The 25,062-nt window shown below is 58.3% G+C and carries 25 protein-coding genes; 13 read left to right on the forward strand and 12 right to left on the reverse strand.

Annotated elements, in window-relative coordinates; translation table 11 throughout:
- The first annotated feature begins 9 nt into the window (after positions 1 to 9).
- Together MTX21_RS38780 and MTX21_RS38785 are read left to right on the forward strand one after the other, a co-directional pair.
- On the forward strand, positions 10 to 522 hold the full coding sequence (locus MTX21_RS38780; protein ID WP_280969679.1) for a cytochrome b/b6 domain-containing protein: 513 nt from the start codon (positions 10 to 12) through the stop codon (positions 520 to 522).
- A 729-nt stretch (positions 523 to 1,251) separates the two neighbouring features.
- Positions 1,252 to 1,590 (forward strand): hypothetical protein, encoded by a 339-nt coding sequence (locus MTX21_RS38785; RefSeq protein ID WP_280969680.1) that lies wholly within the window; start codon positions 1,252 to 1,254, stop codon positions 1,588 to 1,590.
- Positions 1,591 to 1,756: 166 nt separating this feature from the next.
- On the opposite strand, the gene MTX21_RS38790 is transcribed toward MTX21_RS38785, so the two are convergent.
- Positions 1,757 to 2,788, reverse strand: a complete 1,032-nt coding sequence (locus MTX21_RS38790; RefSeq protein ID WP_280964601.1) for an IS110 family transposase — start codon at positions 2,786 to 2,788, stop codon at positions 1,757 to 1,759.
- A 589-nt stretch (positions 2,789 to 3,377) separates the two neighbouring features.
- On the opposite strand from MTX21_RS38790, the gene MTX21_RS38795 reads away from it, so the two are divergent.
- Genes MTX21_RS38795 through MTX21_RS38805 form a run of 3 tightly spaced genes read left to right on the forward strand, consistent with a single transcriptional unit; the run spans position 3,378 to position 4,874 of the window.
- Positions 3,378 to 3,923 carry a hypothetical protein gene (locus MTX21_RS38795; RefSeq protein ID WP_280969681.1) on the forward strand — a complete coding sequence of 182 codons (546 nt, stop codon included), beginning with the start codon at positions 3,378 to 3,380 and terminating at the stop codon, positions 3,921 to 3,923.
- Between the two features lie 4 nt (positions 3,924 to 3,927).
- Positions 3,928 to 4,677 carry a TMEM165/GDT1 family protein gene (locus MTX21_RS38800; protein ID WP_280969682.1) on the forward strand — a complete coding sequence of 250 codons (750 nt, stop codon included), beginning with the start codon at positions 3,928 to 3,930 and terminating at the stop codon, positions 4,675 to 4,677.
- Positions 4,674 to 4,874, forward strand: a complete 201-nt coding sequence (locus tag MTX21_RS38805) for a hypothetical protein (RefSeq protein WP_280969683.1) — start codon at positions 4,674 to 4,676, stop codon at positions 4,872 to 4,874. Before MTX21_RS38800 ends, MTX21_RS38805 begins: the two co-directional genes overlap by 4 nt.
- 403 nt (positions 4,875 to 5,277) lie before the next feature.
- On the opposite strand, the gene MTX21_RS38810 is transcribed toward MTX21_RS38805, so the two are convergent.
- The 8 genes from MTX21_RS38810 to MTX21_RS38845 all read right to left on the reverse strand — a co-directional run bounded on the left by MTX21_RS38810 (position 5,278) and on the right by MTX21_RS38845 (position 11,611).
- Positions 5,278 to 6,051, reverse strand: a complete 774-nt coding sequence (locus tag MTX21_RS38810) for a hypothetical protein (RefSeq protein WP_280969684.1) — start codon at positions 6,049 to 6,051, stop codon at positions 5,278 to 5,280.
- A gap of 97 nt (positions 6,052 to 6,148) precedes the next feature.
- Complete coding sequence (locus MTX21_RS38815; RefSeq protein WP_280969685.1) at positions 6,149 to 6,541, reverse strand: hypothetical protein; 393 nt, start codon at positions 6,539 to 6,541, stop codon at positions 6,149 to 6,151.
- Positions 6,542 to 6,597: 56 nt separating this feature from the next.
- On the reverse strand, positions 6,598 to 7,353 hold the full coding sequence (locus tag MTX21_RS38820; protein WP_280970928.1) for a hypothetical protein: 756 nt from the start codon (positions 7,351 to 7,353) through the stop codon (positions 6,598 to 6,600).
- A gap of 764 nt (positions 7,354 to 8,117) precedes the next feature.
- On the reverse strand, positions 8,118 to 9,071 hold the full coding sequence (locus tag MTX21_RS38825; protein WP_280969686.1) for a LysR family transcriptional regulator: 954 nt from the start codon (positions 9,069 to 9,071) through the stop codon (positions 8,118 to 8,120).
- 45 nt (positions 9,072 to 9,116) lie between these two features.
- Positions 9,117 to 9,746: an acyl-homoserine-lactone synthase gene (locus MTX21_RS38830; RefSeq protein ID WP_280969687.1), complete on the reverse strand. Its 630-nt coding sequence runs from the start codon at positions 9,744 to 9,746 to the stop codon at positions 9,117 to 9,119.
- Between the two features lie 107 nt (positions 9,747 to 9,853).
- On the reverse strand, positions 9,854 to 10,588 hold the full coding sequence (locus MTX21_RS38835) for a LuxR family transcriptional regulator (protein WP_280969688.1): 735 nt from the start codon (positions 10,586 to 10,588) through the stop codon (positions 9,854 to 9,856).
- Between the two features lie 247 nt (positions 10,589 to 10,835).
- Positions 10,836 to 11,405, reverse strand: a complete 570-nt coding sequence (locus MTX21_RS38840; protein ID WP_280969689.1) for a sigma-70 family RNA polymerase sigma factor — start codon at positions 11,403 to 11,405, stop codon at positions 10,836 to 10,838.
- Positions 11,402 to 11,611 carry a DUF2892 domain-containing protein gene (locus tag MTX21_RS38845; RefSeq protein WP_280969690.1) on the reverse strand — a complete coding sequence of 70 codons (210 nt, stop codon included), beginning with the start codon at positions 11,609 to 11,611 and terminating at the stop codon, positions 11,402 to 11,404. Before MTX21_RS38845 ends, MTX21_RS38840 begins: the two co-directional genes overlap by 4 nt.
- 249 nt (positions 11,612 to 11,860) lie before the next feature.
- On the opposite strand from MTX21_RS38845, the gene MTX21_RS38850 reads away from it, so the two are divergent.
- From MTX21_RS38850 to MTX21_RS38860, 3 genes are read left to right on the forward strand one after another with little or no spacing between them, the layout of a single operon-like run.
- Complete coding sequence (locus MTX21_RS38850) at positions 11,861 to 12,208, forward strand: carboxymuconolactone decarboxylase family protein (RefSeq protein ID WP_280969691.1); 348 nt, start codon at positions 11,861 to 11,863, stop codon at positions 12,206 to 12,208.
- Complete coding sequence (locus MTX21_RS38855) at positions 12,205 to 13,194, forward strand: MBL fold metallo-hydrolase (RefSeq protein WP_280971352.1); 990 nt, start codon at positions 12,205 to 12,207, stop codon at positions 13,192 to 13,194. The genes MTX21_RS38850 and MTX21_RS38855 overlap by 4 nt, the downstream gene beginning before the upstream one ends.
- Before the next feature lie 44 nt (positions 13,195 to 13,238).
- Complete coding sequence (locus MTX21_RS38860; protein ID WP_280970929.1) at positions 13,239 to 14,465, forward strand: ABC transporter substrate-binding protein; 1,227 nt, start codon at positions 13,239 to 13,241, stop codon at positions 14,463 to 14,465.
- A gap of 461 nt (positions 14,466 to 14,926) precedes the next feature.
- On the opposite strand, the gene MTX21_RS38865 is transcribed toward MTX21_RS38860, so the two are convergent.
- On the reverse strand, positions 14,927 to 16,108 hold the full coding sequence (locus MTX21_RS38865; protein ID WP_280970930.1) for an IS91 family transposase: 1,182 nt from the start codon (positions 16,106 to 16,108) through the stop codon (positions 14,927 to 14,929).
- A 6-nt stretch (positions 16,109 to 16,114) separates the two neighbouring features.
- Positions 16,115 to 16,975, reverse strand: coding sequence for a site-specific integrase (locus MTX21_RS38870; RefSeq protein WP_128943944.1), 861 nt, complete (start codon positions 16,973 to 16,975; stop codon positions 16,115 to 16,117).
- Positions 16,976 to 17,042: 67 nt separating this feature from the next.
- On the opposite strand from MTX21_RS38870, the gene MTX21_RS38875 reads away from it, so the two are divergent.
- Together MTX21_RS38875 and MTX21_RS38880 are read left to right on the forward strand one after the other, a co-directional pair.
- Positions 17,043 to 18,086: an NADP-dependent oxidoreductase gene (locus MTX21_RS38875; protein WP_280969693.1), complete on the forward strand. Its 1,044-nt coding sequence runs from the start codon at positions 17,043 to 17,045 to the stop codon at positions 18,084 to 18,086.
- 347 nt (positions 18,087 to 18,433) lie between these two features.
- Positions 18,434 to 19,414 carry a dienelactone hydrolase family protein gene (locus MTX21_RS38880; RefSeq protein WP_280969694.1) on the forward strand — a complete coding sequence of 327 codons (981 nt, stop codon included), beginning with the start codon at positions 18,434 to 18,436 and terminating at the stop codon, positions 19,412 to 19,414.
- Positions 19,415 to 19,998: 584 nt separating this feature from the next.
- On the opposite strand, the gene MTX21_RS38885 is transcribed toward MTX21_RS38880, so the two are convergent.
- The gene (locus MTX21_RS38885; protein ID WP_280969695.1) at positions 19,999 to 21,558 is read right to left on the reverse strand and encodes an FAD-dependent monooxygenase; all 1,560 of its coding nucleotides are present in this window, start codon (positions 21,556 to 21,558) and stop codon (positions 19,999 to 20,001) included.
- A 790-nt stretch (positions 21,559 to 22,348) separates the two neighbouring features.
- Here MTX21_RS38885 and MTX21_RS38895 point away from each other — a divergent pair.
- The 3 genes from MTX21_RS38895 to MTX21_RS38905 are packed head-to-tail and all read left to right on the forward strand — an operon-like array spanning position 22,349 to position 24,971.
- Complete coding sequence (locus tag MTX21_RS38895) at positions 22,349 to 22,681, forward strand: hypothetical protein (protein WP_280969697.1); 333 nt, start codon at positions 22,349 to 22,351, stop codon at positions 22,679 to 22,681.
- Positions 22,682 to 22,701: 20 nt separating this feature from the next.
- The gene (locus MTX21_RS38900) at positions 22,702 to 23,370 is read left to right on the forward strand and encodes a MarC family protein (RefSeq protein ID WP_280969698.1); all 669 of its coding nucleotides are present in this window, start codon (positions 22,702 to 22,704) and stop codon (positions 23,368 to 23,370) included.
- A 5-nt stretch (positions 23,371 to 23,375) separates the two neighbouring features.
- Positions 23,376 to 24,971 carry an AMP-binding protein gene (locus MTX21_RS38905; protein ID WP_280971353.1) on the forward strand — a complete coding sequence of 532 codons (1,596 nt, stop codon included), beginning with the start codon at positions 23,376 to 23,378 and terminating at the stop codon, positions 24,969 to 24,971.
- Positions 24,972 to 25,062 lie beyond the last annotated feature (91 nt).

A 25,062-nucleotide genomic window follows, 5' to 3' on the forward strand; every position in this document is an offset into this window, starting at 1 on the left:
GGTGTCAAAATGTCGTACGGTGCCACAGCAAAGGTCTTCCACTGGACGGTCGTTGTTCTTTTAGCTGTACAGTATCTTATCGCATGGCTGATGCCGGACGTCGGCTCCGGAAGACCGCCAGGCGCGGCCATGGCACTTCACGCCTCATTTGGAATACTGCTCCTAGTTCTGACGCTGTTGCGTCTTGCATGGCGCTGGACTCATCCGGTAACGCTGGACAGTTCACTGACTCCGTGGGAACGCTTAGCATCCAAAGCAGTCCATTGGCTGTTATATACGTTAGTGTTCGCCGCGACCTTGAGTGGCTGGATGCTCGCCTCCCTCCGCGGTTGGAGCGTTTCGTTCTTTTATCTTGTGCGCCTTCCTATGCTTTGTCCAACCACCGCCACTGCTGAAGCGATTGTCGAACTGCATCAAGCCTCGGAGTTAGCTCTCCTAGTGATGATTGGGCTTCACGTCGGCGCGGCGTTTGCACACGCCGTTATCCGCAGGGATGGTGTGATGCAACGCATGCTGCCGTAACATCGACTTCCGACAATCGAAAGAGCTAGCGAGAGGCGGCAGCGCAGAGGCCGGATGGCGAGTAATGCCGTCCAATGACTTGTGCCGTTTTCGGTGTTGCTATGCCTGGGCCGGACAACGAACCACGTTGTCGCATCGGCGCCACTTCTGGCACCCCATGCTCGATGAATCGCGATAGGCGGTATCCACCGCCGTATTTGTGCTCGAAGCCGTTCGTCAGGTGCGCCGCACGTCGTCAAGCCAATGGCGATGACCATCGCGTGGCAAGGTCACACCGGTCAGCAGCTTTCTTTCAGCGTCATGAGTTGTCCTCGCAAGCATTAGTTTCGTCAGATGCGCCATAATTCAGGCGGTAACTTGGTTCTCATAAAAATGGGGGCGGATATACCCGAGGCTCTTGAGGAAACAGCCGACGGAAGAACCGTGTTGGGTCGAGCTGCGGATTGTCGTCTCCAGCATCTCCGAAGGGTAATGGGCACCATGACAAATGCCAACGTTGCCTATCGAATGGCTCGTCACGAGGGATCTCCAACCGCGAAAGTTAACAGCGAAGAGTGGAGCACTTGACGTGCGTCGAGACCCTTCGATCGGCCACAAAATCTTCAACCAAACGTCACCGATGCCTAAGCGAGTCCTAATCTGGATCATGCGATACATATCGCGTGAAGACGTTGGGCGGGCATTAGGCACGACCGTATCGCGGATCGTCAAATGAGAAGGAGGGTTCGAATGTCAGATCCCATCGAACAAATAGTTGCGAATTCCACGGCACCCGACGAAAGCTGCGGAACACCGCGCGGCAATGTCGCAGTCTCTTTCATCAGCTGGGCGATCGCGCTGGCGATACTCGTAGCTAACAGGTGCAGGTCTTTCGCGGCACCGTACCTGTTCCCGGGCATCGATCGACACGCGGCGCCGTCCCGCTTTCGTCCTTCAAAGGATCGGAAATCCGAATATCCCTTCGGCATGGGCCTTGTGTGGACGGCTCCGGGTTGGCAAGAAGAATCTTCACTTTGCAGCATTGGTCGGAGCAGCCATGTGTTCGGCCTGTTTACGCGGTACGCATGACCGCTGGCCATAATGCCCTCCGCGGATCAGGTCCCGGTCAATAGCACGCATTCGACGATGCTGTGGCCCAAGTGGGTTGTCCTGATCGCCGGATCGACCGGCGCTGCATTAGTGCTGTTCGCCCTTCCAACCGTTACGTCACACCCGGATGACCGGTGTGATCTCGTCACGCCGCGAGAGCGACGGGTTCATTGTAACGTTCGTTCCTTGCCATCATCGCCCAAGCCATCCGGGCGAGTTTGTTGGCGAGCGCAATGGCGGCGACCTTGGTGGGGCGCCGGGCCAACAATCGGGTGAGCCAGGGCCGATGATTGGTGCCATGGATCTTGGCATAGCGGATCACTGCGAGCGCGCCAGCCGTGAACAGGCTACGCAAATAGCGATCCCCTTGTTTGCTGATATTGCCAAGCTTGTCCTTGCCCCCGCTCGAGTTCTGCTTCGGCACGAGCCCAACCCAGGCCGAGAAGTCTCGTCCCGATCGGAAAGCCTTGGGATCCGCAATGCTGGCGACCAGAGCTGTTGCCAGCGCCGGCCCGACGCCGGGGATCGCGTCCAGCCGTTTGCTCGTCACGCTTGATCGATGCCAGGCGATGATGCGTCGGTCGAACTCCAGGATTTGAGCCTTCAGTGCGCGCAATTGACTGCCGAGAGCAGCAAGACACGCACGGGCCACCTCGGGGAGCCGGTGGTCGGCTGTATCGGCGACGACTTCCAGCAGTTGCTCGACACCCCTGCGCCCGACAGGGGCAACAATCCCGAACTCGGCGAGATAGGCGCGGATTGAGTTGATCACGGCAGTCTGCTGGCGGATGAAGAGATGGCGCGCCCGGTGAAGCATCAGACAGCTTTGTTGCTCGACCGTCTTGGTCGGCACGAACCGCATGTTGGGTCTCGTGACTGCCTCGCAAATTGCCTCCGCGTCGGTGCTGTCGTTCTTCTGCCGCTTGACGTAGGGCTTCACATAGGCCGGAGGCATCAATCGCACCGTATGCCCTAACAACTGCAACTCGCGGGACCAATGGTGCGATGATGCGCAAGCCTCGATCCCCACCAGGCATGGCGGCAGCTTCTGGAAAAACGCCAGGACGTGCCGGCGCCTCAACTGGCGGCGTATGACCACCTGGCCGGCTGCATCAACGCCGTGTACCTGAAAGACGGACTTCGCGATATCCAAACCGATAGTCGAAATTGGCTGCATAGGCCGCTCCTCCGAATCGTGGGAGCCTCAAAACGGCGCCCATTCCTTGGCACTCTCGTGCCGGTGGAGGAGCCGTCCACAGCATCAATAGCAGCGAAGCGTCCATTCGAGGAGGCGGTCTGCCGTCATCGCTCCGTCTCCTCGCGATCTTCGGTGGTGCAGCACGCCGACGAAGAGTTCGGCCTTCACATGTGTCGGAGGTGCCCCAATGCATGGCTTGCGCCGGCTGACGCAGGCCCAGACGTTTTTCGGCGCGCATCGTCGATCTCTTTCTCATCACAGCGTCGAAGACCATCAGAAGGGTCAGGTCGACGGATGTGAGGAGACGGCAGGTCTATTCGAAGTATCCAACCTCAATTCATAAGGGTTATGTCGTAATGATAAGAATGCATTAGCTGAACGATAAGCTCGGCGCTATCTTTGCGATTGTTCGGTGAGGAAACTCGCTGAAGACCCTTGCGTCGGACCCGGATCGACCAGCCCCCGGTCCGCTCCGACGCCGCGCGGAGACCCGAAATGATTGCAATCGTCAGGTTTGCGCTGGCGCGACCTTACTCGAGCGCGACCTTATACGTCTTTGGTGATAGCCGTGCTGATCCTGGTCTTTGCCACGTTCGCGTCGTTGCGTAGCCCGACGGACATCTTCCCCAACATCGACATGCTCCTCATCAGCGTACTGTTCAGCTATACAGGTCTGTCCGCGGACAACATAGTGAATCGCATCGTCATATTCGACGGGCGCCCGCTGCTGAACCTGTCAATGACATTGAGTACATCGGGTCCCAGTGATCATCAATTACGGCGTCATCAAGATCTTCTAACGGCCAACCTCGAACATCAATGTCGCGCTCGCGCAGGTCAACGGCATGTCGCAGACCCTGTTGAAACAGATGCGACCGGAGTCGCCGGTGCTGCGTTGGCGCGCGGTCGCTCCGACGATGGCTTGCGACAGGCGCTCGTTGCCGGTCGTTTTTGTTGCGGCGTTATCCTGTCCCTATGGGCGCATGCTCTCAGCGGCTTGCGACACAATACGCTCGTTCCAACGAAAGGAGTTCTCCTGATCGCGCTCGCGCGGGTCCTTGATCGCATCGTGGTAGGCCACACGTCCTCCTTCGGCCAGGCAATCACGAGTTAGGCTAATGTCACACGCGGCGCTGGTCTGGCCGATTGTCACAGCTGCCTTCTTGGCCTCGTTCGTGGAGGCTGTGGAAGCCCTGACCATCGTTTTGGCTGTCGCGATGGTCCGCGGTTGGCGGCCGGCACTTTTCGGCATTCTCGCAGCAGTCATCGTTCTGGCGATGCTCGTCGGCTTCTTTGGGCCTGTGCTGAATCTCTTGCCGCTGCGGGCGCTGCAGTTCACCATCGGTGTTCTGCTGCTGCTGTTCGGTCTCCGCTGGCTGCGCAAATCGGTTTTGCGCGCGGCGGGCTTGATTCCAGTGCATGATGAGGAAGCGGCGTTCGCGGCGGAAACGGCCGCATTGCGTGATCTCGCCCGCGAGAAGAAGTCGCGCCTTGACCAAATCGCGGCCCTCACGACGTTCAAGGCCATCCTGCTGGAGGGTCTGGAAGTCGTATTCGTCATCATCGCGCTCGGCGCAGGCAGGGGAATGTTAGTCTCCGCTGTCGTGGGAGCCGCTTTGGCTTGTGTCGCTATCGCCGGCGTTGGCCTCGTTATCCGTCGGCCGCTCGCCCGCGTTCCCGAGAACACGCTGAAGTTTGCGGTAGGCGCGACGCTATCGGCGTTCGGCGTATTCTGGACTGGAGAGGGCATTGGCATCGAGTGGCCGGGCGCAGATATGGCGATTACTGTGTTCGCGGCCATTTTCCTCGCAGCGGGATACCTGTCAATCAAACTTGCAGGCCACTCCGAGCCGGAGGGCCAACGGTGAAAGGCGTGCTGCGAAAGCTGATTCGCTTGTTTATCGACGATGGTACCTTCGCGCTGACCATTATCGGGATTGTTCTGTTGGCGACGATTGCGAGCGCTTTCCTGCCGACGATAGCCGCGGGAACGATCTTGTCATTCGGCTGTCCGCTTGCCTTGCTCCTGAACGCGCGGATGGCGGCTCGACGGCGCCGCCGATAAACCGCCGAACGATCCTTCAGCGGAAATGCTCGCAGGGCCCGGGCGCTGCTTTTGGCAGGCAAAGAGCTTCCAGCCGCTCTTCCTCTCGTCAAACCACTGTTTCCGCAGACGATAAGTCAGGCAAAGCATTTTGGACTTGGGCGCTCCCACGCTCCCGGTGCTCCGCGACCGCTTTCGCGAAGGCACTGGGCCTTTTCAGTGAATCCCCGCGAGATCGCGCGATCCTGCGCAGATGGACTGAGACCAGGACAAGAAGGGGCCCACGGTTAAGCTGTGAACGCTGCCGCGGGATGCCGGAGACTTTCGGGACGATCTGACGGCGTGGAACCTTAGAAGGCTCAAGATTGAACGAAAGGCTCAACTCCGTGCGCTCGTGCAGAACGTTTCAGTCACATCAAGCAGCTCAAATCCGGTTTGTGTCAGCCTGTCCGGGATGCGTGCCGGCGCGTTGCGGGAGCAGGGCTACACAGGCGACGATCAGTGCCGCCAAAATGGCGGATGCAAGATACCGGCTGAAGGCAAACCCGCCGTTGGCAAGCGGCTTGTCGAGCAGATCGCCGAGCGTCGCTCCGAGCGGCCGGGTCAAAATGAAGGCGGCCCAGAACAGCGTGGTACGGCTCACAGAAGTGAAGTAGTAGGTCGCAGCGGTCGCGACGAGCCCGGCGCCGAACACCAAGGAGCCGCCTTCGTACCCGAGACCGTTGGTGTCGGCCATCCAGTCGCCGAGCGCGGTGCCGAGAGTCTGCGAGAAGAGAATCGAGACCCAATAGAAGGTTTCGGCGCGAGGGGTCGAAACAGTCTTGACCGAGATCGATCCTTCCGAGCGGTACCATATAAATAGCGAGATCATCAGCAGCGCAAACAACAGCGAAGATCCACCCGGATATCCGATGCCCAGAGAGCGGTCCGCGAGGTCCGCCATGGTCGTGCCGGCCGTCGTCGTGGCGATCACGACGAACCAATATAGGAAGGGATGGAATTTCCGCGCCGAGATTTGTGCGGCGACAGCCGTCAGGAAGATGCCGATAAAGACCACACTGCTCAGAGTGTATCCGAAATTCATGGACATGGATAAGGCGTCGCCCGCAGTCTCACCCAGGGTCGTGGCCAAGATTTTGATAATCCAGAAGACCAAGGTTACTTCCGGAACCTTGTTCCATTCGATGCTGTCTTTCACGCGGAAGTCCTTCGCTTGAATCCGTTCGCGCTGGTAGGCGGAGCGTGGACGCCGGTGTTGAACACCGGCCGGCTGATATCGAGCGGTTGTGCGGGCATCAGGCCTTCATGGAGTCTATCACCGACAGGAGATTTGCCAGCGCCTTCTTGCATTTGGCGGCATCCGGATTGCTCTCTCGGACGGCTTCTAGAGCGCGGTCGATGGCCTTGTCGACGGTGTGCCAATCGGTCGAGGCGCGCGGCTTCAATCCGGATTCCGCCTCGTCCCACTTGGTCTCCAGATCCTTGATGCGTGTCTTGGCGCCTGGAAGGTCGCCCCTGTCGACGAGAGCAGCAACGTCGGCAGCGATGCTGCGGAAGGACGCCAGGTCTCCGAGCTTGGATTGCGCGGCTTCTGCCCGCGGCAGAAAGGCGCCGCCGACATAGGGCGCCGATTGGCCGATCGCGACAGCGAGGATCGCCATGGCGCATGTGATCGTGGTCTTGTTCATCTTAAGATTCCTTTCGGTGCTGGTTGATCTGGTAAGCGTTCGCGTTGACGATGCGTTCAGTTGCTCGATAAGGCCTGGGTCTTGCCCGCGCGCTCGCCCTCGAAGGAGAGCCAAGCAACCAAGCCAATGATGACGGTGAGGAAAGCGATGCTGGTGTAGATCGTGCCGAGGCCGAGACCGCCGTAGTCCTGGGATTGCGATAGAAGATCTCCGAGCGAGGCGCCCAAGGGACGTGTCAGGATATAGGCGATCCAGAAGGTGAGGACCGCATTGACGCCGAGCGCATAGGTTCCGGCGATGGCCGCAATCAGCACCGCGAAGACTAGGACGCCGACATTGAAGCCCAGACCGAGGGCTTCTGTCGCAAGATCGCCAGCCGCTGTGCCGAGCGCAAAGGTGAAGAAGATCGCAGCCCAGTAGAAGAACTCGCGTCGCGTCGTGACGATGGTATGAATCGACAAGGTCCGCTCGGCCCGGTACCAGACGGCGAAGATGGCGGCGAGGATGACAGAGAATGCCGCCGTGCTGACGTACAGGCTGATCTCGAGCCTGTCGGAGATAAAATCGGTGACTTGGGTGCCGGCGATGCTGACGAGGACGACGGTCACCCAATAGATCCAGGGTACGTACCGGTTCCTGCTAAGTTGGACGAGAAGCGCCACCACAAGCAGGCTTGCCACGATGAGACCTGTCACAGTCGTTCCGAGACCGACGTGGACGGCCAGATAGTCCGCACTCGTCTCGCCGACTGTCGTCGACATGATTTTGATGACCCAGAAAATGAGGGTGACCTCCGGAACCTTGTTCAGCATGTTGCCGGTGCGTCTGTTTCCAAGCACGTCAATTGACTCCTGTCCGAATGGTGTCGGCGGGAACCGCCGAAACTCGACGACTAGCGTGCGCGTACAGACTTAGGTCCAGGTTAGGAGCTCAGCGGCGAGTAACATCTCTGGGCTGCCCTAAGTCACGCCCAACTCGGTCCGGTCATCGTATTGCGGAGGCAGGAGAACGTTATGTTAAAATTACCACCTGCCAGCCGCTCGACCTTGCTTCTTACGACTGCCGACGTATCGGCGAAAACCGCAAGCACCAAGGCAAACGACGCTGGCCGATCGCGTCGATGAAGACTTCACTGGATGCGACGGTCGGGATCGCCGAAAAGCACGCGAATGGGAAGACCGGGGTGGTTGGCTGATCGCTGCGGCCGCGAGCGAGCGCATCTCGTCCGATGCTGAACCGTGAGTCGCAGGCCGTCCATCGAGGTCACCGTTGCCGGTGATGATAGGTGTTCACGTCGGGGCGGCGTGCGCGCACGCCCTGATCCGTAGAGTTGGGGTGATGCAACACATGCTGCCGTCACGCTGACCTTTGTCCGACAAACACACCGGCTAACCAGAAGCAACGTAGAAATGGATCGTCAATAGCGGCGCCCCCGCTGCGGCTGGAGGCAAGGCGGCGATATAGCCTGGGTCGTGCGAAACTAGTCAACCGGCCAACGATCCCGGCAAATTGATCGCGCTCGTGCTCACGCATTGATGGCCACGCACCGCCGGGTTCCGAAGTTAAGGCGAGCGGCTCATTCGCCTGAGTTCGGCGAAGGGTACCGTTCGGCCAAAAGCTTCAGGAAGCGACCCAATGCCGGGTTTTCATTGTCAGCACGCCAGTACGCAGAAAAATCTATCCGGCTTGGACCAGCCCCATCCCGCAATTCGCGATAGACGACGCTAGTGAGGGTTGCTCCGATTTCAGATTCCATGACAAGGCTGATCCCAAACCCCATGCTGACCAGGTTCTTGATGGTGCTTCGGCTTACGTTGTGGCGTTCGATCCGGGGGCGCTCCTCGGAAGAAACAAGTTTCGACATCAGCAGGGCCTCAAGCTCGCGCCCCATCTCATTCTGATCTAGCAATACGTTCTCATTCCGAAGATCAGTCCAATAAACCACATTGCGAGCCGCCAGCGGATGATCCTTTGGCAGCGAGACCAGGATCCGTTCGGTCCAAAGCGGCTGGATCTTACCGTTCAATGAAGGTATTTCGCCCGTGACTATGAGAACATCCAGTGTTCCGTTCCGGAGAGCGGTCGTCAGACGAGTCCGGGATCGTTCCAGCATTGCCAGTTCAACTTCGGGATATCGCCTTTTGAAATCAAGCAGTGTGGCCCGCAAATTGCCCGCCGAGATCGAAGTCAAGAAGCCGACGGAAAGATAGCCTCCTTCACGTCTACTATTGAACTTTGCAGCAATGAAGAGCGCATCAATTTGCTCGAGGATCATTCTGGCCGTTTGCAGTACATTTTGTCCAGCAGGCGTCAAACTGACGCCGCTGCTTGAGCGTGCAAATAACGGAGAGCCGATTGAATGTTCAAGGTAACTGATTGCTCGGCTGAGCACAGAATGTTGAACAGAGAGCAATTCTGCAGCTTGTCGGAAACTGCCGCAATCGGCCGCAGCAATTGCGAACCGCAGATGGTGTAACTCGATCCTGGTTAGTCGGACGGATGGGATATTGTTCGACTGAGTATCGCTCACTTTGCAATCCTCGTTCGTCCACAATTTCTCTGCGATAGCGATCAGCTAAGCCGCTGCCATCACGGGTTTCCAAAGCACCGGCGTTCGAAACTTTCCAGCGCTCCAGACATGTGCCAGACTTTCTGTTGAAATATCGAGATAGCCTGCAACCGCTAGGGTACTTCCAATCCTCCGAGCCTCTCCAATTCGTCTGAGGGGCCAACCGGCACGCCGCAAGATCCGCTCCATCCGGGCATCGGTGACTGTCACGATATTGGTTAATTGGCGTGATAGGCCAAACTCAATCATGCCGGCGAAAAGTTCGTATGTTTCAGTTGCCAATCCGTGAACAGCGTCTCGGCTACTGTCGTTGCCAATATCAAGCGCAAACCGACTGCTTTCCCATATCGTGGGGCTGGCTTGGAAGGAATTCTCGTCCAGCAATACAGGAAACGCGTCTCGAAGCATTGTCGGGCCAGTGGATGGGAGCAGCCGTACGCAGCCTTGAATGCGTTCGTTACCTCGCTGGATGAGGTAAACCGGATGAAGCGCGTCGAATTCATCGATTTCCATATCGCCGCTGACATGAACATCCCACCCGAGTCGTTCCTTGAACACTCGGTATCTTAGCCTGTGCATCTCGGCGATTTCCTCGACGAAGGTGCCGTAGTGATCGGGCGTAATAAGTTGCATCATGATTGCCTCCTAACGCGGAAAAGCCGTGTCGCATTGAAGGCGAAATATCGTTGAGAGACTGCCTCCGCAGTTACGGAGGTTCATCCGCTTTGGATCAACGTGTATACTTATATGGTCAGTTTCGATGTGGTCAGACAAGCAACTGCCTGGATGGTCGAGCGCACGCCAAGTTTTGTCTTGGCGTTGTCAAGGTGGAAAGCTACCGTATGGCGCGAGATGCCTAGGATACGACCTGTTTCCCATGCCGATTTACCCTGCGCAGCCCATTTAAGACACTCGATCTCACGCGGTGATAATCCGGCGATACTGGGGAAATCGTCCGCTAGGAATTTGCGGCGGGCATGCGCGTGAAAATACATCGCCATCAACTGAAGAACGCTAGCGTGTTCGTCTATCGTACGTTTGAACCGAGCTCGCTGTTCATCGGCGGCAAACGTCAGGGCAGCCACAGCGCCCTTGCTGTCGTGAACCGGAATGGTGAATCCGTGCCTGATGCCGAATTTGGCGGCCTCCTCAAATAACCCACGTTCTAATTCGGAATATGCTGGGGATCTAACTCCGACACCCCATTCAAATGGTTGAGGATAGCGGAGTGCTTGAACGATCACCGGATCGAACCGCTCATAGTGGTTGCGCAAATAATGGGCTGTCCAGCTGGAAGGATAAGTAGAGATGAGGAGTGGTTCCGCCTTCGGGGCACTTGGTAAGGAGAGATAAGCAAAGCAGCATAGATCAAGTGCGGTGGCAATCTCAGTCATGCTTTGTTGGAGAGAATCTGAGTCTTTGCTGTCCGCCAGGCCATCAACAAAGGATTGAAATAGACGGCGCATCTTGCCTTCCATCAGGCGGCTACCGAACTACGGGTAGAGCGGCCATGCTGGCTCGATCAATGAGTCCATCTGCATGATCGCCGAAGAAAACCGGCCGTCCATGGTGTGATCGTTTCGTCTGGAGACTATCCGCGGGGCGCCTTAGACCGTTTCTCCACCTCGTTCCGGCGTGCCTTTGACAATGGAGGTATCTGCAACATCGGCGTCCAGAGTGACATGCGCGCGGCAGAGATGATCTGTCTCCCTCTGGGCCCGACATTCAATCATAGTGGGGAGGCGGTGCAGTAAGCTCCTGACTACGAACTGCTAGATATCCGCCGCCCAGCAGACTCTCGCGCACCATCATTCGGGCACGATGCAGGCGGCTCTTCGCTGCCTCAACCGAGATTCCGAGCTGTTCGGCGGCTTCCGGAGCTGTCAATTCGTCGATATCGCGCAGGATGAGGATCTTGCGGTACGGCTCTGGAAGCTGCGCGATGGCGGCGACCAAGTCGTTACGCAACTCGACCGGGAATGGATCCTGAATAGCGACGTTGTCGAGCGACTCATCGATGGTCTGTATCTTGGTCCGTGCACGGAACAACCGGTAGCACTCCCGCTCAACGATCTTGAAGAGCCAGGAGGCGAACGTGGCCGCCGTCCGGAGCGCGCCGATCTTTCGATATAGCTGCCAGAGGGCTATTTGCACTGCATCTTCCGCATCTTCGCCGGTCGAGCATGCCCGTCGCGCGAACCGCCTCAGATCGGGCTGGCAGATGACCAGAAGCCGCTCGACGGCCGCAGTATCTCCACGGCAGGCAGCCTCAACCAGTTGTGGCTCGACAATCATTGCTTTTCAATCGACTTGCGCCCGACCATAGCGCACATTGGACAAAAGCCGATGAAGCCCGTGCCGATCATCATGGCGCCCGCCGCGATGCCGATCCATGTCCAAGGCGTCGCTCCGTAAGTATAAGAAAGAACAGCAAGCCCCACACCCATCCCGCCTCGAATTGCTCTCTCCCATCCGGGGAGGTTACGTTTCAAATACATCATGTCGATTTCTTCCTCTGTTGACGTTCAAATAGATAGAGGTCCCAAATCCGAAGAAGGGTTCGGCCAGAGAGAAGCAATTTTTTTGGCGGCTGACGCGCTCGAAAAAATAGAAGCAATTTCAATGTGATGCACGGTTTGGTCGTCGCCGGGAAACTGATAATGTCCGGCCATAAAATTATTTTTGCTTCAGCGCGAACCGTTTCTCCATAGGCGCCCCTCTTAGTCCTAGTAAAGCTAGGAGGACAGAATTTGGCTGACTATCAGAGACATGAAGACCTCGCGAAAATACCGGAAGTGCTCAAGTTAGCGGATAAGGAAGGCCAGGCCTTTATGGCTTTCAATCATGCCGCTGAGCGTGATGGTGGTTTGATTCCTCGCAAGTATAGAGAGCTGATCTCAATTGCGGTCGCCCTCACAACCCAGTGCTCCTATTGTATTGATGTGCACACACGAAACGCTCGTGAGAATGGCGTGTCGAAGGAAGAGTTGGCAGAGGTGGCGTTCGTCGCTGCGGCTGTTCGCGCTGGTGGCACCTTGGGACATTCGCTCTTAGCGCTCCGCCTCTTTGAGGACGAGTCCAGCTCTGCCTCGACATGATCACTCTGCGGCCCGTCGACAGTCTCGAGATCTGTGTACTGGTTGACAACGCAACCGATATATTGTCGTCCCCGGGGCCGTCGGCGTCTAGTGAGCTAAGCGGCCATTTGCGACGCGGGCTGCGGAAGCTGGGTGGTAATTGTCTTTGTTGCGCCGCGCACGGTTTCTCGTGCGCGGTTACTGTGCAGAAAGGTTTAGAGAGGCGAACGGTCCTCTTCGACACAGGCCCGGAGCCGTTGATATTAATGAACAACGTGGGGCGCCTCGGTCTCGATTTCGGGACCATTGACGCGATCGTGCTTTCGCACGGACATTTCGACCATGTGGGCGCGGTTCTCGCTGCAATAAGTGCGATCCGGAGCAGGAGTGGCGGCGCCAGTCTGCCTATTTACTTACATCCGGGGATGTTCAATCGGCGCGGATACCAGTTACCGGATGGAGCGGTGGTGATCTTGGATGACGTCCCAGATGTGGACCGGCTCACGGAATGCGGCGCGAGTCCGTTCGTAACCACAGAAGCTGTCAACATATTTGACGGATTATTGCAGGTGAGTGGAGAGATACAGCGCGTCACTCCATTTGAACAAGGGTTGCCTGGACACGTCTGCTGGAGGCAAGACAACGAAAGTTGGGAGCCTGATCCACAGATCATCGATGAGCGATTTCTTGCCATTAACGTGGGCGGCAAGGGCTTGGTGATACTCACAGCTTGCTCTCACGCCGGCGCTGTCAATGTGCTTGAACACGCTCGCGCAACGCATCCCGCATTACCCCTCCATGCTGTGATTGGAGGACTGCATCTCTCGGGTAGCACCGAAACAATCATTTCGCCGACACTCGAGGCTTTGAAGAAGTTCAATCTATCGCTTATTGCCGCCGGTCACTGCACCGGTTGGCGTGCGCAAGCGGAATTGCTGCAGACATTTGGAAGTTCTGTGACGGCGCCCACCGCCGTCGGAAAGACTTATTTTTTCGTAGCAAACTAACAGAAAAAGGGGGGCAGCTAATGAAAAACCATTCTCCGAAGAGAATGAATCCGGCCAAGTCGCTAGCGTGCGTCAAGGCGACTCGGCTTTGTTACATTGCACTATTATCATCTTTACTACTCCAATCGTTCAGCGCAGACGCGGCAGTTAAGATTGGAGTGCTGAACGATCAGTCCGGTCCGTATTCGGAGGTTTCTGGCGCCGGCTCTGTGGATGCTGCCCGCATGGCGATCGAGGATTTTGGCGGCAGTGTATTGGGGCAGCCTATCGAATTGATCGTGGGAGATCACCAAAACAGGGCGGATATAGGGCTCGGCATTGCTAAACGCTGGTTCGACGTCGACGGTGTCAATACCGTCGTCGATATTCCGAACTCCAGTGTGGCACTGGCAATTCAAAGTCTTGCACGCGAGAGGAAAAAGATTGTTCTGTACTCGAGCGCCGGCGCTTCAGAGCTAACGGGGAAGGCGTGTTCGCCGTATGGAATCCATTGGACGTACGACACCTTCGCCATCACCGCTGCTCCGGTTCGTGCTGCCATTCAATCGGGCCTGAAGAGCTGGTACTTTATTACAGTGGATTTCGCCTTTGGACACGCTTTACAGCGAGACGCGACCCGGACGATTGATCTTGCGGGCGGCAAGGTGCTTGGCGCAACTCGTCACCCATTTAATCTGTCCGACTTCGCGTCTGCACTATTAGCTGCCCAGGCCTCGAAGGCTGATATCATCGCCTTAGCCAATGCTGGAGCCGACACCAGTAACGCACTTAAACAGGCCGCGGAATTTGGGCTTCCGAAGGCTGGGCAGAAAGTGGCTGCGCTTGGTCTTACGATCAACGAGGTTCACGCGCTCGGTCTAGAGGTGACTCAAGGAACGTTGCTGACTGAATCGTTCTACTGGAACCTCGACGACCAGAGCCGAGCATGGTCAGACCGATTCATGCAACGGAATAAGAAAATGCCGACGATGCTTCAGGCCGGTGTCTACGGCGCAGTGACCCACTACTTGAAAGCAGTCGCGAATGCGGACACGACAGAGTCAGATGCGGTCCTCGCCGCGATGCGGAAGCTTCCAATCAACGACATGATGACAAAAGACGGTCGGATCCGGGAAGATGGGCGTGTTTTGCGCGACTTCCACGTTTTCCAAGTAAAGGCTCCCTCTGAATCAAAGGGACCATGGGACTACTATAAGCTCCTAAAAACTATCCCGGCCGACGAGGCGACAATCCCGCTGAGAGAAAGTCAGTGCGAAACAATAAAAAGGTAAGCTCCTGCTATTGGCGCGTGTGCACAGACGGCTCAGATTGCACTCCGAACCATGCAGCCTAAGCGGGCACTCTCTCGAAAGAATCAACATGAAAGTGCGCACGGAATCTTGAGGGTTCTGTGAGGTCGCGTGGCAGGCGCGAGCCGCGCGCTCTGTCGTGCGTGCGACCTCATAGAAGCCGGATTGAACGAAGCTGCGGAGTTGTGGGCGCTATGGGAATAGTGCAGCGGGTGCGGCTGCTGGGAAGGCGCTCCTGTGGTCGCCGCGCGTCGGCGAGACATTCATCGGATGTGAGCAGCCCGTTTGATAGGGCCAAGGGCGCGATCCAGCGAGCGACTTGCTGCGCTGGGATGCGTTGCCGAACGATTGGCGTGGTGTTCGGTGACGAGCGCGGCCGCGGCGACTTCGGACGTTGCCACCGCGAAGGTGATCACAGAGGAGGTGGATGGTGCAGGCGCTGGTCATGACGTATCACAACGAAACGGATGGTCGCGGGCGCAGGCTCGCGGGACGACATCGACGCGCCGCATGGTGCCGCCACAATGCGGGCAGACGGGGATCTTCCATTTGGTGAGGGGATCGTCGCCGGCTTCTTGATCAGTCGGAGGGTTGCGGACAGTAAGGAGTTGACGGCAGAAGGCGATTTTATCGCTGCGTCCGCCATTGGCGAGGAAACCATAGTGGCGGATGCGGTGGAAGCCGTCCGGCAGGGTGTGCAGGAGAAAGCGACGAATGAACTCATCGGCATTAAGCGTCATCACTTTGGCTTTGCGATTCTGCCGATAGTCCTTCCAGGAAAAGCTGACCTTGCCGTCGGCAAGCGAGATCAGCCGGCTGTTGGCGATGGCGACGCGATGCGTATAGCGGCCGAGATAAGCCAGCACCTGTTCGGGGCCGCCGAATGGCGGCTTGGCATAGACGACCCAGTCGGTCCGTCGGAGTTGAGCGAGGCGTTGGGTGAACGCGGCGGGATCCGCCAGATGCGCGAGATCGCCAAAGAAACCCAACTGGCCAGCCGCGAAGGCAGCTTGCAGCTCTTGCAGAAACAGGCGGCGGAACAACCGGGAGAGGACGCGTACTGGCAGGAAGAAGCCGGGCCGGCAAGCGACCCAGCGTGTGCCGTCGAGCGAGGGTCCACCGCCGGGCACGACGCAGTGGAGATGCGGATGGTGTTGCAGGGTCTGGCCCCAGGTGTGGAGGACGGCGGTCACGCCGAGCTGAGCGCCGAGATGCTTGGGGTCGGCCGCGATGGTGGCGAGCGTCTCGGCCGCGCAGCGGAACAGGATGGCGTAGACGACGGCCTTGTTCTGGAAGGCGATCTCTCCGGCGGGGGCCGGCAGGGTGAAGACGACGTGGAAATACGGTACGGGAAGGAGTTCGGCTTGCCGTTCGGCGAGCCATTGCGCGCGCGCCGCGCCCTGGCACTTCGGGCAATGCCGATTGCGACAGGAGTTGTAGGCAATGCGTGTGGCGCCGCAGTCATCGCACTGCTCGACGTGGCCGCCGAGCACAGCCGTCCGGCATGCCGTGATCGCGCCCATGACGCGCCGCTCGACGCGGCCCAGATGCTCGGCACGGGCTTGCCGAAACGCTTCGCCGTGGCGGCGGAAGATATCCGCCACTTCCAGAACCGGAGCCATCAGGTCCGCTCAGCCGGGCGGCACGACCTCCAGGCGGAGCCGGTCAAGCGGACTTGGCGTATTGCTGATGGTCTTGGTGGCGACTTGGGTATAGCGCGCCGTGCTGGCCAGACTGGCATGACCGAGCAGCACCTGGATGATGCGCACGTCGGCCCCGTTCTCCAGGAGATGGGTCGCGAATGTGTGCCGCAGCGTATGCACTGTCACCGACTTGCTCAAGCCGGCCGCAGCGCAGGCTGAACGGCAGGCGGCGTGCAGCACGTTGGGGACGAGCGGACGCTCGTCGTCTCGGCCGGGAAACAGCCATCGCTTTGGCCGAGTGAGCCGCCAATACGTCCGCAGAATCCTCAAAAGCTGCGGCGAGAGCATAACGTAACGGTCCTTGCCGCCCTTGCCGTGCTCGACCCGGATCAACATCCGTTGGCTATCAATGTCGACAACCTTCAAGAGGACCACTTCCGATACGCGCAAGCCTGCGGCATAGACGGTGGTCAGCGCGGTACGGCTCTTGAGGCTTGGGATTGCTTCCAGGAAGCGCACGACCTCGTCGGCGCTCAGCACGACCGGCAGTTTGCGCGGTTTACGCGCATAGGCGATGCGCTCCGGAACGGTGTCATGACCAAGGGTCACACCGTAGAAGAACCGCAGTGCGCAAACGATCTGGTTCAGCGCCGGCCAGGACATCCCCGTCGCAACCAGATGAACCTGGAAGGCACGGATATCCTCCAGGTCGAGGCGGTCAGGAGAACGACCGAAATATCGGCTCAACTTCGCTACGGCGTTGAGGTAGGATTGCTGCGTCGCCGGTGACAGATTGCGGACCGTCATGTCCTCGATCATGCGGCGGCGAAGTGGGCTGATCTCAGCCATCGGAAAACCTCCTGTCTAAAGGGTTGGGCTTCGAAAACCCGCAATCCTCTCAGACAGGAGGCAATCCTTGCTACGCCTCCCTACATGCCGCGCCAGCGGCTTCGTTCAATCTAATCGTCAGGTTCGCTTAAAGTCACGACCGGAAGGTATACCGCAAGCTGAACATTTCGAGATCGTGCAATCTGTATTGCCGCAGATTGCTGAGGGAGAATTCTTGATTCAGAATGAATTTCTCTCGGTTGAACCCGCAATGCGAGGCTGGGTGGCAGCGGCCGCCAACTATTCCAAACCTGTCGAAGTCGGCGATGTCATGCGAGCCTTCGCTGTCGGAACGGTCATAAGATCGCGTCATCCTGAGTTTGCTGAGGGCGATTTCGTTGTCGGTATGTTTGGCTGGCAGGAATATGCCATCTCCGACGGAAGCTCGGTGTCCCGAAAAGTCAAAGAGACTGATCTGCCCTTATCTCTCGCCCTAGGTCTTCTAGGTATCAACGGGGTCACGGCGTATTTCGGCTTGTTGGATATTGGTCAGCCGCGCCCAGGAGACACGGTAATAGTGTCGACCGCCGCAGGGGCAGTCGGTTCGGCGGTGGGCCAGATTGCCAAGCTCATGGGGTGTAGAACTGTTGGAATAACTGGGGGGCCTGCGAAAAGTCGATTGTGTTTGGAGGAGTTCGGCTACGACGCGATCATAGATTATAAGTCTGATGAAGTATCTGAAGCTCTCATGGCCTCTTGCCCCCAGGGAGGCGACGTCTACTTTGATAACACGGCCGGTAAGATAAGTGATGCCGTGCTGCCAATGATGAATGTGGGCGCTCGAATCGTGATTTGCGGCACCGCATCGGTTGCGAGCTGGGATCCCGTGCCAATTGGCCCTCGCGTCGAGCGCCATCTTCTGGTGAAGCGGGCACGCATGTCAGGCTTCCTCGTGTTTGACTACAAGCATCGCTATGAAGAGGCAATTGATAGGATCGCGGCCTGGGTGAGAGAAGGCCGCATCCTATATCGCGAGGACATCGACGTTGGCATTGAGTGCTGCCCTGACGCGATCGCCAAGCTCTATCGTGGCGAAAATCTTGGCAAGCAACTCATCCGTCTTTCCAGATAGTCATCACAAGCGCGCCAACAGCATTTCGCCATATCCATCCGCTCAGCCTTTAATTGATCTGCTTCGGCGATCGAACGAATGCACTGCTCAAGCTATATGTTTCGAGATGGTCGCGTGTCCGAGTCGTTGTTCAATCCGACGTTCGCGATGTACAGAATAGGAAATCACGATTTCGGCCAGAAGTGCTAAGGTGCATTGGAGCCGTAGGGTAGCTGGTTAGGTATCTACACTCCATCGGTGTCGATAAGTTCGATTGATTACCAAACGAGTAGGAATTTCCTGTGGCGGTGGCGCGTTGCAGCGAATGCAACCCGACGCAGTGCAATGCTACGAAAGAAGCAATTGGGATGACGCGTTTACTTGGCAGCTTTGTCGTTATGATCGTGTTGGCATTAACTTCGTCGGCCGATGCGCAATCCTTGTCTAAAGACGTTGCCTCACGCATAGAGGCGATTCCCATTCAGACTTTGACTTTGTCGGACGAACAATTTCTAAAAGGAGTACCTGCTGGCGAGCCGGTAACGATTGCGGGCACGCTCAGGGTGGCTCAAGGCGAAGGTCGCCTTCCGCTCGTAGTATTCGTGGCAGGCTCCGGCGGCTTTGCACCCAACACCGATGTTTGGGGCAGGGCGTTCGAGAGAATGGGTATCTCTACTTTCATCATGGATTCGTTCGCGGCGCGCGGAATCGTAAGTACGGTTTATGATCAATCGCTTTTTGGCCGGCTCAACGGGATCCTTGATTTATATCGCAGCCTGAGTGTGCTCGCGGCGCATCCCAGAGTAGATCCAAGCCGCATCGCAGTTATGGGGTTTTCGCGCGGCGGGCACGTCGCACTATATGCGAGTATGAAACGATTTCAAAGGATGTGGAATGTTGGGGGTATTGAGCCTGCAGCTTACATTGCACTCTATCCGTCGTGCTTCATCAATTACGTTTCGGACAGCGACGTAAGTGATCATCCGATCCGTATCTTTCACGGCACTTCCGACGACTACGTTGAGAGTGGTCCTTGTCGCTCGTATGTTGCACGAACGCAGCTGCAGGGAAAGGATATCAAAATCACCGAGTTTACGGATACTTGGCACGCATTTTACTTTCCCAATCTCCCGCGCGTTCCAGTCGTCGTTAAAAACGCGCAGGCAACGCATTGCGTTTTGAAGGAGGTGCCAATCGGAACTATTGTGAATGTAAACACGCAGCAGCCGTTCAAAAGTACCGATGATTGCGTACAACGCAGTCCCCACGTTGCTTATTCATCCTCCTCCACGCAAGCAACGGAGGAAGCCATTAAGACGTTGCTGGCGACCACGTTCAAGCTGAACTGAGAGTGTCGCAATGGCCATTCAAGGGAAATGTAGTACCAGAAGGCGAGGGGGCCTGAGCAGCGCATTGTTTGCGAGCATATGTTTCCTGTCAGTGGTCGTGTTTGCGATCACAGCCTCTACCGCCCAGGCTAGCCCGTGGGATGCATTCGAAAAAGATACACTGAACCCCGGAAAGCGCTCGGAAGCCACTCCGGCCGACGTCGGGCTAACGTACGAGCGGCTCTCGATACCCAGCGGTAATCGACAGTTGGACAGTTTTCTCGTTCGGGCTAAGGATTCCTGTCGGCCTACAGCGGCCTTGCTTATCTTTCACGGTCGGGGCGAAACGATAGCCGACTGGATCCGTGTCCAGCGATATCTTTACGACAGATGCATCTCGTCCATTATATTCGATTACTCCGGGCACGGCAGAAGCAGTGCACCTGGGACTATAGGACATCTGAACGCCGATGGTGCCGCCGCGCTTGCTACGTTTATGAAAGTCTTTTCTACGGCTGAGAAGCGGTGTCTTCTCAGTCACTCGATGGGAGGCGGTCCGCTACTTTATGCAGCAACGCACTCCAACGCCGCTCCGGACTGCATTATTATAGCGAGTCCGTTTTCATCCTTGCGAGCGATGGCCGTGCGAGGAGTCCCGGCGATACGGTTCGGTGTGTACCGGTGCATTCTTCCTTGAGCCGTTCGAGGTACGCTGCGATTTCTCTCCAGTTCTCGCGGGAGGCTGAAGCGGCGAGGTAGCCGTCCGGACGCACGAGCCGGAGGCCGGCCCCCGGCGTGATCGGCCGGATCATTGGCTCAACCAGTTGCGGGTGGCGCGAGACGATCTCCTCCGCCTCCTGCGCCTCACCGGGCGCCGCCAGCAGGCTGAAGCGCGGCGAATTGCCTGAGCCGTAGGGCGCCTCGCCATCGACTGGTGGCACCCGGACGCCGGCTGCGAGGCCGTTGTTTGAGCTTGGTCCGTTGAGCGGGCTCTGCGGATAACCGACCGAGACTTCAGTCATGGACTCCGCCATCGCCTGGCGCACCGGTCCAATGCCCATGACGACATGGGCGACGAAGTTGCGAAGATGCCGGGCAGCGTGGTTGTGCAGCGTGGCCGTCTTCGTAAGCCGGCCCGTCGAGTGGATTACAGCGGCGCCTACCGCCTTGCGCTCGACGTTGTAGCTGTCGAGCAGTGCAGGGGCCGTCGAGATACCATGACAAACCAGCGCCAGCTTCCAGGCGAGGTTGAAAGCATCCTGCATCCCGGTGTTCATGCCCTGACCGCCGGCAGGACTGTGGACATGCGCGGAATCTCCCGCCAGGAAAATCCTGCCCGAACGGTAGTTCGCAACCTGCCTTTCATTAATGCGGAAAGCGGTCGTCCAAAGTGAATCTTTCAGTACAAGTCCGCCGGGCCCCCGCCGATCGACCAGCGCCTGGAACTGTTGGAGCGTCGGTGCGGCAGGCGTTTCGCCGGTCGAAGGTCCGAGACTGGCGATGAGCCGATAGCGGCCGGGCCCCATCGGGAAGAATACGAGGACGCCATCTTCATGCCAGTAAGTGACGAGCTCCGACAGCGCGAACGGCCATCCGGACATGTGGAAATCGCCGAGCGTCCAGTCATTGCCCATGGTGTCGCCGCCGAACTCGAAGCCGAGCCGATGTCTGATCGGGCTATGAGCGCCGTCACAGCCTATGAGCCAATCGAAACGCTCGGTCTGCTCTCGTCCATCGGCCGAGCGGATCGTCGCAGAGACTCCATCGCCATCCTGGGAAAAGTCGATCAGTTCGACACCGAGCTCCGACTTTACGCCGAATCGTTCGAGGTGGCGCTCGAAGACAGCTTCCGTATCGCACTGCGGAACCATCAGTGCGAAGGGATAAGGCGACTGAACGTCCCCGAAATCGACGCGCCCGATCAGCCGACCGCCGGCCAATATGGTTGCAGCCGATACCTTGTTGCCGATTGCCAGCAAATCGTCGGTGGTACCTGTACGGTCCAGAAGCTCCAGAGTGCGACTCCAGAGTGCGACCGCCCGGGATTTGTCGCTGCGCACGGGCATCTTGTCGATGATACGGACCGATACACCATATCGCGCAAGCTCGAGAGCCATCGTCTGGCCCACCGGGCCTGCGCCGACGACGAGAACGCTGTCTGTCATTTTCGTATTCCTTGTGAATCCGTGGTAAGGCGGCACGAGCTGCCTTGGGGCGCGGCACAGTTCGACATAGGTCTCTGCCCCTGATGGATCGTATTCCGCGCAAAACGGCACCTGTCGAATTGCGCGTGGCCGTGGCTCGATCAATCGCCGGCCATGAGCGATCCTGCGAAGATGTCTCGATTTATTTCCAGGAGCCGTTTGGCAGTCGACCGTGATACGGCGTGTTGCGACAATGACCCCACGGCCCGCGCCAGTATCCGGGAGGGCAGCCATTATTGGCTTGACGAAACTTCCATTCGCCGTCAGGCAGTCGGCCATAATAGGGAGTGTCGCGGCAGTGGCCCCAGGGCCCGCGCCATGCCCCGGGGCCGCATCCGCCCGCTGCTTCGGCAGGCTGCGTAACCAGTAGCGATGAACCCAGCGCCAGCACAGCAAGCGCGCCGAGCGTGATATGTGACCTCAGCATTGCGATCTCCTCTTCGATCTCTCTTCTGACGTATCGCCATGACATCCTGATCGGCTTCGATCGTTGCATGACGCGGTGTCATTTGGACCGGCAGAAAGCCGATCCGACGGCTCGCGGTATGCATCTCGCGGAGACACAGAACAAATACGAGTTCGCTATGCTGGTATCGGCAACCGATATGACCGCCGAATTTCCGTGAGTCAGCAGCTTGCCGAAGGCATTCATAGAATCGCTACTGCAGCTTCACTGCCGCTTCCGAACCCCTGTAGCCATAGGCTGTTGCGATAGGTGCATAGCGACACGGTATTTGCCGTCGAAGCGCGGATGAGGTTTCTGCGCGTCACACCGCCACGAGCGGATAACTCAGCCAAGGAGGGCAAGATGAAAGTATCCAGACCATCCGCCACGGCCATTGTCGGTAGCGTCTTGACGCTGGCGATGGCGCTCTCGATCGCCGGCCCGGCGCTGGCGCAGGGCACACCGCAGCAGCGATCCGCCTGCATGGGGGATGCTTTCAGGTTCTGCAGCTCGGATATTCCGAACGTTGCCAGGATCGAAGCCTGCCTGATCCATAACCGGAGCCAGCTGCATCCGGCGTGCCAGGCAGAATTCCGGGCTTCCGGCAATACCCACCTGCACCCCGAGCATTTCCGGTAACGATGGCCGAGGGTGGGTCCGTGAACGACCTTGCGAATGCCTTCCTCCTGGTCTTTGCGGGCCTGTTTCCCGTGGTCAATCCGATCGGGGCCGCACCGCTGTTCCTGCGTTTAACCGCGGGCTGCACAGAGCGAGAGCGCGGCCGGCTGGCATTCTGCGTTGCCTTCAATGGCTTCTGGCTTCTTCTGGGAACGATGCTGTTCGGTTCTTTCATCCTGGAGTTCTTTGGCATCACGGCGCCCGTGGTTCGCATAGCCGGCGGGCTACTCGTCGCCGCGATGGGATGGCAGCTGCTTAACGACGACAGCGGTTCGAAGCACGGCGGGGTCACTGAGGCTGGCGACGTCAAAACCATTCGCGACGGTTTCTACCCGTTGACACTGCCGCTGACCGTTGGACCCGGGTCGATCTCGGTCGCGCTGACCATGGGCAGCCATCGACCTCACGAGTTCACCGCGAATGCGATGCTGCTTGCCGGCTCGGCGCTAGTGGGCCTGCTCGCGGTCGCGCTCGCGATCTATTGCTTGTATCGCCTCGCCGCGCCGATGGTCCGGCATCTGGGGCCGTCCGGAGTCAACGTCCTGATGCGCCTGGCTGCATTCATCCGCATCTGCATCGGGATCCAGATCGCCTGGAGCGGGGCGCGTGTGCTGATGAGCGAGCTGCAGCGTGCGCCCGGACTGTTCTGAGAGAAATGGCGGTATCGAGTGGACGTCTTCGACGCAGTCCATTCGCTCGCGCAACCCTTTGTCTGAAGGACCTGAACATGAATACCAGACCTGCCCCAATTTACCTGGACAAGCTTCTCGCGCGGCTCGAACTCGCCGGCCGGTCGACGGTCGTCCGCCATCAGGGCTCCGATCTCTCCGGCGAGGCACTCCGTGCCATGATCTTCCAGTACGCCCGAGTCCTGTATGACGTCGGGATCACGCGCGGTAAGCTGGTGGCGATGTTTGCGCCCAATCGCCCGGAGGCGATCGCCATTCGTTATGCCGCTCACATTCTTGGCGCAGGCGCCGTTTACCTGTCCGTTCCGCCCACGGAGGAGCAGCGCCAAGCGTTGCTCAAGCAGATGGCGCCGGATCTCCTCGTCGTGTTTCCCGAGACCATACATTACTGGCACGCGAATGCCGGTGTGCGGCTGGCGACGGTGGGCGTCGACTGCGCTGCGTCCTGTGGTCGGCTCGATGTATTGGCCTCATCGGCTTCGGACACTCGGCTCGATGTCATGGCTTGGCCGGAGGACCTCGCCGTCATCATTTCCTCCGGCGGCACCACCGGGGTACCAAAAGGCAGTTGCCGCAGCTTTGCGGCCTACACTGCGATGGTAAGCGTGCCAAGCCCCAGCGACCGTCGTCAGCTTGTCAACGGTCATCTCGCATATCTCTCGCAAGTCCTCGTCGATATCACGCTGCTTGGAGGCGGGTGTGTCGTCCTCGAAGGCGCCTTCGAGGCAGCCGATACCCTTGCCACGATCGAGGCGGAGCGGATTACAGATCTCTTCCTGGTCGAGCCGCAGCTCTTCGAGTTGATGGATCATCCCGACGTCTGCTGCCGAAACTTGTCATCGCTCCGAACGCTTACCCACATCGGCGCATCCGCACCGCAAACGCTGCGCTTGAGAGCACGAGAACGACTTGGTCCGGTCATAGCGCACACCTATGGCGCCAGCGAAATGGGTATCGTAAGCATGTTGACGCCCGCCGAGCACGACCTCTCGCGCCCCGATCTTTTCACCTGCGCCGGCCGCATTCTGCCGGGCGTTGAGGTTCGGTTCCGCCTCAAGGATGGCTCGCTCGGCGAGCCCGGGGACATCGGCAGTATCGAGGTCCGATCGCCGGCGATGGCCAGCGGCTACCGTAACAGGCCCGAGCTCGAGGCGGCGAATTTCAAGGCCGGCTGGTATTGCTCGGGGGATCTCGGTCGGCTTGATTCGGACGGCTATCTCCACATCTTGGGTCGTGCGGCTGATGCCTCCGAGGTCAATGGCATCTTGGTGACGCCGACATTGATTCAGGAAGTCTTGTGCGGGCTATCGTCGGTGCGCTGCGCCGTCGTGGTGATCGACAATGAAGCACGAGTCACCATTGCTGCCGTGAGCGCCTGGACGGGACTCTCCATCGGGGCTGAAACATGCCGTCAAGCGGTCGCTGAACATTTCGGTCAGGAGACCGCGGCATCTCTGGTCGTCGTTTCACTCGATCGGATTCCGCTCACCGAGCAGGGTAAGCCCAATCGTGCTGCCATTAAGGCGTTAGCTCGCTCACGATCGCTGGTCGATGCCGCCTGACTGCGGGCCAGCACTCTCGACGGTAGCAAATTCGACCTGCGGAAACAGCTTTCCTGTAGTCGAGCAATGTCGTGCGCAAGTTTCCCGCTGC

This window comes from Bradyrhizobium sp. ISRA430 (assembly GCF_029909975.1).
Lineage (GTDB): Bacteria > Pseudomonadota > Alphaproteobacteria > Rhizobiales > Xanthobacteraceae > Bradyrhizobium.